The organism is uncultured Aquincola sp., from assembly GCF_964001545.1.
In the GTDB taxonomy this organism is placed as follows: Bacteria; Pseudomonadota; Gammaproteobacteria; order Burkholderiales; family Burkholderiaceae_C; genus Aquincola.
Window position 1 is genome coordinate 1 of record NZ_CAXFDV010000417.1, and the last position, 6,237, is coordinate 6,237.

At 72.7% G+C, this 6,237-nt stretch carries 6 protein-coding genes; 4 read left to right on the forward strand and 2 right to left on the reverse strand.

Annotated elements, in window-relative coordinates:
- Positions 1 to 86 precede the first annotated feature (86 nt).
- Both ABNT58_RS14195 and ABNT58_RS14200 read left to right on the forward strand, forming a co-directional pair.
- Entirely contained in the window at positions 87 to 1,070 is a 984-nt protein-coding gene (locus tag ABNT58_RS14195) for a tripartite tricarboxylate transporter substrate binding protein (RefSeq protein WP_348754113.1), read from the forward strand.
- A gap of 14 nt (positions 1,071 to 1,084) precedes the next feature.
- Positions 1,085 to 2,692, forward strand: coding sequence for a gamma-glutamyltransferase family protein (locus ABNT58_RS14200; protein ID WP_348754114.1), 1,608 nt, complete (start codon positions 1,085 to 1,087; stop codon positions 2,690 to 2,692).
- A 17-nt stretch (positions 2,693 to 2,709) separates the two neighbouring features.
- Here the strand turns inward: ABNT58_RS14200 and ABNT58_RS14205 are convergent, their stop codons facing one another.
- Positions 2,710 to 2,982, reverse strand: a complete 273-nt coding sequence (locus tag ABNT58_RS14205; protein ID WP_348754115.1) for a hypothetical protein — start codon at positions 2,980 to 2,982, stop codon at positions 2,710 to 2,712.
- 259 nt (positions 2,983 to 3,241) lie between these two features.
- Between ABNT58_RS14205 and ABNT58_RS14210 the strand changes: the two genes are divergently transcribed.
- Both ABNT58_RS14210 and ABNT58_RS14215 read left to right on the forward strand, forming a co-directional pair.
- Positions 3,242 to 3,985, forward strand: coding sequence for a helix-turn-helix transcriptional regulator (locus ABNT58_RS14210; protein WP_348754116.1), 744 nt, complete (start codon positions 3,242 to 3,244; stop codon positions 3,983 to 3,985).
- A gap of 67 nt (positions 3,986 to 4,052) precedes the next feature.
- Positions 4,053 to 4,715: a Crp/Fnr family transcriptional regulator gene (locus ABNT58_RS14215; protein WP_348754117.1), complete on the forward strand. Its 663-nt coding sequence runs from the start codon at positions 4,053 to 4,055 to the stop codon at positions 4,713 to 4,715.
- A gap of 16 nt (positions 4,716 to 4,731) precedes the next feature.
- Here the strand turns inward: ABNT58_RS14215 and ABNT58_RS14220 are convergent.
- A partial coding sequence (locus ABNT58_RS14220) for an FUSC family protein (RefSeq protein ID WP_348754118.1) occupies positions 4,732 to 6,237 on the reverse strand: 1,506 nt, incomplete at its 5' end.

The window sequence follows — 6,237 nt, forward strand, 5'->3', positions numbered from 1 at the left end:
GCAACGCAGCCTTGCCCAATCCGTGTTTGTCCGCGCCGCCCGCCCTTTCTAGGATGCGCGGTCATCCCTTTGTCATGCTCCGCACCATGCGCCTGTCCCGCAAGCTGTTCCTGCGTTCCCTGGCCGGTGCCGGCCTGGCCACTTTCGCGCTGCTGTCCCAGGCCCAGGCCTGGCCGGCCAAGCCTGTGCGGCTGGTGGTGCCCTTTCCGGCCGGCGGCGCCACCGACACCGTGGCCCGCGTGGTGGCCCAGCAGGTGGCCACCGAGACGGGCCAGCAATTCATCGTCGACAACAAGGCCGGCGCCGGCGGCACGCTGGGCGCCACCGAAGGCATGCGCGCCGCGGCCGACGGCTACACGCTGGTGTTCACCACCAGCAGCACCCACGCCATCTCGCCGCATCTGATGGCCAAGGCGCCCTACGACCCGGTGAAGGACTTCACCCCCATCGCCCATGTGGCCGATGCAGCCAGCGTGCTGCTGGTCACGCCCGGCCTGCCGGTCAAGAACGTGGCCGAGCTGATCAGCTATGCCAAGGCCCACCCCGGCGAGTTGAACTACGCCAGCAGCGGCAACGGCACCATCGTGCACCTGACCACCGAAGCCTTCCGCTCGCAGGCGGGGCTGCAGATGCTGCACGTGCCCTACAAGGGCACCGGCCCGGCGCTGACCGACCTGGCCGCCGGCAATGTGCAGGTGCTGTTCGATTCGATTCCCACCGGGCTGCCGCATGTGCGCAGCGGCCGGCTGAAGGCCCTGGCCGTCACCGGCGGCCAGCGCTCGCCGCTGATGCCTGAGCTGCCCACGGTCGCCGAGGCCGGCCTGCCCGGCTTCACTTCGGTCACCTGGTTTGGCCTGTACGGCCCGGCCAGGCTGCCGGCCGACGTGGTGCGGCAGATCAACGCCGCCTTCAACAAGGCGCTGCGGGCGCCCGAAGTGGGCGCCAAGCTGGCCCAGCTGGGCGCCGAGCCCGCCGCGCCGCAGTCGCCCGAAGCCTTTGCTGCGATGGTGGCCAAGGACAGCCAGCGCTGGGGTCAGCTGATCCGCGAGCGCAAGATCACCATCGATTAAGGTTCGCCATCATCATGAGTCGTCTAGACAACTCCCTCGACTGGACCCAGCCCTACGCCTCCGCCCGCTCGGCGGTGCTGGGGCGCAACGTGGTCAGCACCTCGCACCCGCTGGCGGCGCAGGCCGGCCTGCGCATGCTGCTGGCCGGCGGCAATGCGGTGGACGCGGCCGTGGCCGCCGCGATGACGCTGACGGTGGTGGAGCCCACCGGCTGCGGCATCGGCAGCGATGCCTTCGCCATCCTGTGGGACGGCCAGCAACTGCACGGCCTCAATGCCTCGGGCCGCTCGCCGGCCGCCTGGTCGGCCGATCGTTATGCCGGCCGCACCGCCATGCCCGATGCCGGCTGGGACGCGGTGACCGTGCCCGGCGCCGTTTCGGCCTGGGTGGAGCTGTCGCGCCGCTTCGGCAAGTTGCCGCTGGCCCAGGTGGCCGCGCCGGCCATCGGCTATGCACGGGATGGCTTTCCGGTCTCGCCCATCATCGCCACGCTGTGGGCCATGGGCGGCCAGCGGCTGGGCGGCCAGCCCGGCTTTGCCGAGTGCTTTTTGCCCGAAGGGCGGGCGCCGCGCGCCGGCGAACTGTTCCGCAGCGAGGCCCACGCCCGCACGCTGGAAGCGATTGCCGACACCCAGGGCGAAGCCTTCTACCGCGGCCCGCTGGCCGAGAAGATCGCCGCCTTCGCCAAGGCCCACGGCGGCGCGATGACCGAATCCGACCTGGGCGAGCACCGGGCCGACTGGTGCGGCACGCTGTCGCAGCGCTTCGGCCAGTCGGTGGTGCACGAGATCCCGCCCAACGGCCAGGGCATCGCCGCGCTGATGGCGCTGGGCATGCTGGAAGCGCTGGGCGCCGACGACCTGCCCATCGACCATGTCGACACGGTGCACCTGCAGATCGAGGCGATGAAGCTGGCCCTGGCCGACCTGCACCGCCACAACGCCGACATCGACCACATGCAGGTGCCGCCGCAGGCCCTGCTGGACCCCGCTTACCTGGCCGAACGCGCGGCGCTGATCGACCGCCAGCAGGCCGGCGACCCCGGCCACGGCTCGCCGCGCCCCGGCGGCACGGTGTACCTGAGCTGCGCCGACGCCAGCGGCATGATGGTCTCGTTCATCCAGAGCAATTACATGGGCTTCGGCTCAGGCGTGGTGGTGCCGGGCACGGGCATCAGCCTGCAGAACCGCGGCCACGGCTTCGTGCTGGAGCCCGGCCATGCCAACCAGGTGGGCCCGCGCAAGCGGCCTTCGCACACCATCGTGCCGGCTTTTGCGATGAATGCCGACGGCACGCCGCAGATGAGCTTCGGCGTGATGGGCGGGCCGATGCAAAGCCAGGGCCATGTGCAGATGGCCATGCGCGTGCTGCGCCACGGCCAGAACCCGCAGGCCGCGGTCGACGCGCCGCGCTGGCGCGTGACCGGCGGCCGTGGGGTGGCGCTGGAGCCCGGCTTCGCGCCCGAGGTGGTGGCCGAGCTGCAGCGCCGCGGGCACCAGGTGACCATCGAAACCGGCAGCGGCGTGTTCGCCTTCGGCGGCGCCCAGCTGGTGCTGCGCCACGGCCAGCACTACGTCGCCGGCTCCGACCCGCGCAAGGACGGCCAGGCCGTCACCTTTTGAGATTGGCCCGACCCGCCTCAGCGCGCCGCCACCGCCAGCGGCGCCGAAGCGCGGGCCGCCTGGGCGATCTGGCGCAGGCACTCATGCCGCGCCGGGCCGGCCTGCGGCGCCTGGCAGCGCGCGGCTGCGCTGGCTGCCCATCCGCCCGGCGGGAACCAGGGCGTGCGGCCGTCCCCATCGAACAGCGCCAGCACCGCGGCCAGCACCAGCAGCGATGTGCCCACACCGGCCAGCAGGAGGCAGCGCCGTTCCAGCGGATGGAGGATCTCGGTCTCGTCATGCTCGTCCATCGTCGTTCCCGGCGGCGCCCTGGTACTGATGGCTCGGCAGCCGGACACCGAGCTGCCGTGCCAGCAACTTAGGTGCTGACGGCAGGCGCTGCCTCGTGCGGACGAAGGACGGTCCGGCCTGCCTCCCCCTGTGAGAGGAGGCGCGACTGGCGAATGTGAAAACCGCACAAACCTGCCGGTCACATTCACGCCCTGACATAAGACGTGACAACTAGTCTTTTCTTGCAAGCAACCGTTGTGTTGCGCCAGGAGAGAAAAGATGACGACGCATGCCTTCGATGCCAGCCCCGTGACCTGGGGCACCCGGTCCGGCCTGCCGGCCACCCAGCTCACCGACGCGCAGCACCCGCTGCGGCGCGCCGACGACCCGCCGCGCGGCCATCCGCTGGGGGCGGCCGCGATGGCCCTGGTGCTGGACGAGGTGGACTACGGCCTGGTGCTGGTGGATGCCGACGACCAGGTGCAGCACGCCAACCACGCCGCCCGCGCCCAGTTGCAGGCGGGGCTGCCCTTGCAGCTGCAGGGCCGGCGGCTGGTGGCCTGCCGTGAGCGCGACACCAGCGCGCTGCAGGCCGCGATGGACAACGCCCGCCGCCGCGGCCTGCGCACCCTGGTGGCCGTGACCACCGGCCTCGGCCAGCGCGCCACGCTGGCCGTCACCCCACTGCAGACGGCGCCCGCCGCGCAGGCCAGCGGCGTGCTGGTGATGCTGGGCAAACGCCGCATGTGCGAAGAACTCACCGCGCTGTCCTTCGGCAAGGCGCACGGCCTGACGCCCACCGAAACCCAGGTGCTGATGCACCTGTGCAATGGCGATTCGCCGGCCGAGGCCGCTCACCGCTGCGGCGTCAAGGTGTCCACCACCCGCACCCACATCAGCAGCATCCGCACCAAGCTGGGCGCGCACAACCTGGACGAGATGATGCGCACCGTGGCCCTGCTGCCGCCGCTGGTCGGCTCGCTGCGGGTGGGTGGCCGCGCCGCCGCCGCGCAGGCGATGTAGGGGGATGCTCAGGCGGGCCGGCGGGCCCGAGCCCGATAGCATCGGCGGATCCACAGGGGGTCCGCCCATGCCCGACGAACTGCCCTCGCCTGTTCCTTCCCCCGGCCCGGCGCCTTCGCCCGCCGAACTGCTGGCCGAACTGGCCGCCCGCGGCAGCCGCCTGCGGGCGCCGCGCCATGCGCTGCTGATCCAGGAGGGCGAGGCCGGCGATTCGCTCTTCATCATCCTGTCGGGGCGGGTGCGGGTGTTCGCCGCCGACCGCAACGGCCGCGAAGTGACCTACGGCTTCTACGGCGCGGGCGACTACGTGGGCGAGATGAGCCTGGACGGCGAACCCCGCTCGGCCAGCGTGATGACGCTGGAGCCCACCGAATGCGCGGTGGTCACGCGGCACACGCTGACGCTGTTCCTGCGCGAGCGGCCCGAATTCGCCTATGTGCTGATCTCGCGGCTGATCCGCCGCGCCCGCTCGGCCACGCTGTCGGCGCGGCAGATCGCGCTCAACGACGTGTACGGCCGGCTGGTGCTGGTGCTGAAGGAGATGGCGCAGCCAGGCCCCGACGGCCGCCCGACCATCCCCGAGCGCCCCACCCACCAGGCCCTGGCCCACCACGTGGGCGCCTCGCGCGAGATGGTCAGCCGCCTGATGAAGGACCTGGAACGCGGCGGCTACGTCGTCAAGGCCGGCAAGGCCCTGGTCATCGCCAAGCCGCTGCCCGAGCGCTGGTAGCCGCGCCCGCGGCAGCTCAGTTTTCGCGCTGCGGCGCCTCCTTCACCGCCACCGCAGCCGCCGACACGCGGCGGGCGCCCTGCACGGCCAGCCCCAGGCGGCGTTGCAGCCAGGGCAGCAAGGGCTCCTGGTTGCCCAGCGGCGGCAGGCGCAGGTCGCCGGTGGTCTGCGGTGCGGCCGCCGCCGGTGGCAGCGGCGGCGCCACGCCGGGCTGACCGATGGCGGCCAGCAGCTGGTCGATCTGCTGGGCGGCCGCCTGCAGCGCCTGCTCGGACGCTTCGCGGTCCAGCCGGTCGGCCCGGCGGTTGAGCATGGTGCGCACCGCGGCCAGCTGGGCCAGCAGCACATGGCATTGGGTGAGCAGCGTGGCCATGGCATAGAGCGGCACCTGCACGCTGCGCGGCTCGGCCCGGGTGCGCTGGGCGCTGGCGGCAATGCCGCCGATGGCCTCGTACACCTCGCGCCGGGCCAGGCGCAGCGCCACGTCGCGCTCGCCCGCTTCGGGCCAGCGCAGCGCTTCTTTCACCAGCGTGCGCAGGCTGCGCTGCACCCGTTCCACCAGGCGGCCCAGGCCGCGCCGTTCCCAGGCGGGCAGCACATAGCTGAAGCCCCAGGCCAGCAGCGCGCCCAGCACCGTGTCGGCCAGCCGCTCGCCCACGCCGAAGCCGCCACTGGGGTCAGCCAGGTGGGCCTGCACCAGCGCCATCACCGTGGCGGCGGTGGCGGTGACCAGGTAGCGCACGTTGACAAACGCATGCGAGGTGCCCGCCGCCAGGAGGAACACCAGGCTGGACAGCAGCGGCGAATGCACCTGCGCGAACAGCAGCACCAGCAGGCAGCCCAGCACGGTGCCGGCCACCCGCGCATCGCGGCGCGACAGCGTCTGGTCGAGGTTGCCGCGCAGCACCACACCCACGCTGAGCACCAGCCAGTGCGGGTGCGAAGCCCAGGGCAGCGCCAGCGCCAGGAAGTAGGCCGTGCCCAGCGCCACCGCACTGCGCAGCGCATGGCGCAGGATGGGCGAGCCCAGCCGCAGGTGGGGCTTGAGCGCCGCCAGCGGCCAGCCTTCGGGCGAGACGAAGAAGCGCAGCTCGGCCGCGCCCAGCGGCTGCGGCACCTGCAGGCCCGCCAGCGCCGCCTGCATGCGGGCCAGGTCGTCGGCAATGTGGCGCGATCGGTCGAGCAGCGCGGTGGCCAGCGCACTGCGTGAAGGCTGGGTGCCGAAGGCCTGCACCGCGTCGGCCAGGGCCGGCTGGTGGCGGCTGGTGGGCGGGTCGGCCGGCAGGCCCAGCTGCAGCGCCAGGGCCATGCGGTCCAGCGCGGCGGCGGTGTGTTCAATGGTGGCGGCCAGCTGCCCGCGCAGCCGCTCGGCCGCCGCATCGTGGCCCAGCAGGTCCAGGTCGAGCTCGCTGCCCAGCAGCGTGTCGCGCAGGTCGATGGCCAGCAGCAGCACCGCGATGCGGCGCGGCACGTCGGCCGCATCGGGCCGGTGGGCGGCCTCGAACAGCAGGTCGCGCGCGGC

What these genes read in the sequence shown, in the direction of transcription:
- ABNT58_RS14215 (WP_348754117.1), top strand. Translation starts at nt 4,053, where the DNA reads ATGCCCGACGAACTGCCCTCGCCTGTTCCTTCCCCCGGCCCGGCGCCT.
- ABNT58_RS14200 (WP_348754114.1), top strand. Translation starts at nt 1,085, where the DNA reads ATGAGTCGTCTAGACAACTCCCTCGACTGGACCCAGCCCTACGCCTCC.
- ABNT58_RS14205 (WP_348754115.1), bottom strand. Translation starts at nt 2,982, where the DNA reads ATGGACGAGCATGACGAGACCGAGATCCTCCATCCGCTGGAACGGCGC.
- ABNT58_RS14210 (WP_348754116.1), top strand. Translation starts at nt 3,242, where the DNA reads ATGACGACGCATGCCTTCGATGCCAGCCCCGTGACCTGGGGCACCCGG.
- ABNT58_RS14195 (WP_348754113.1), top strand. Translation starts at nt 87, where the DNA reads ATGCGCCTGTCCCGCAAGCTGTTCCTGCGTTCCCTGGCCGGTGCCGGC.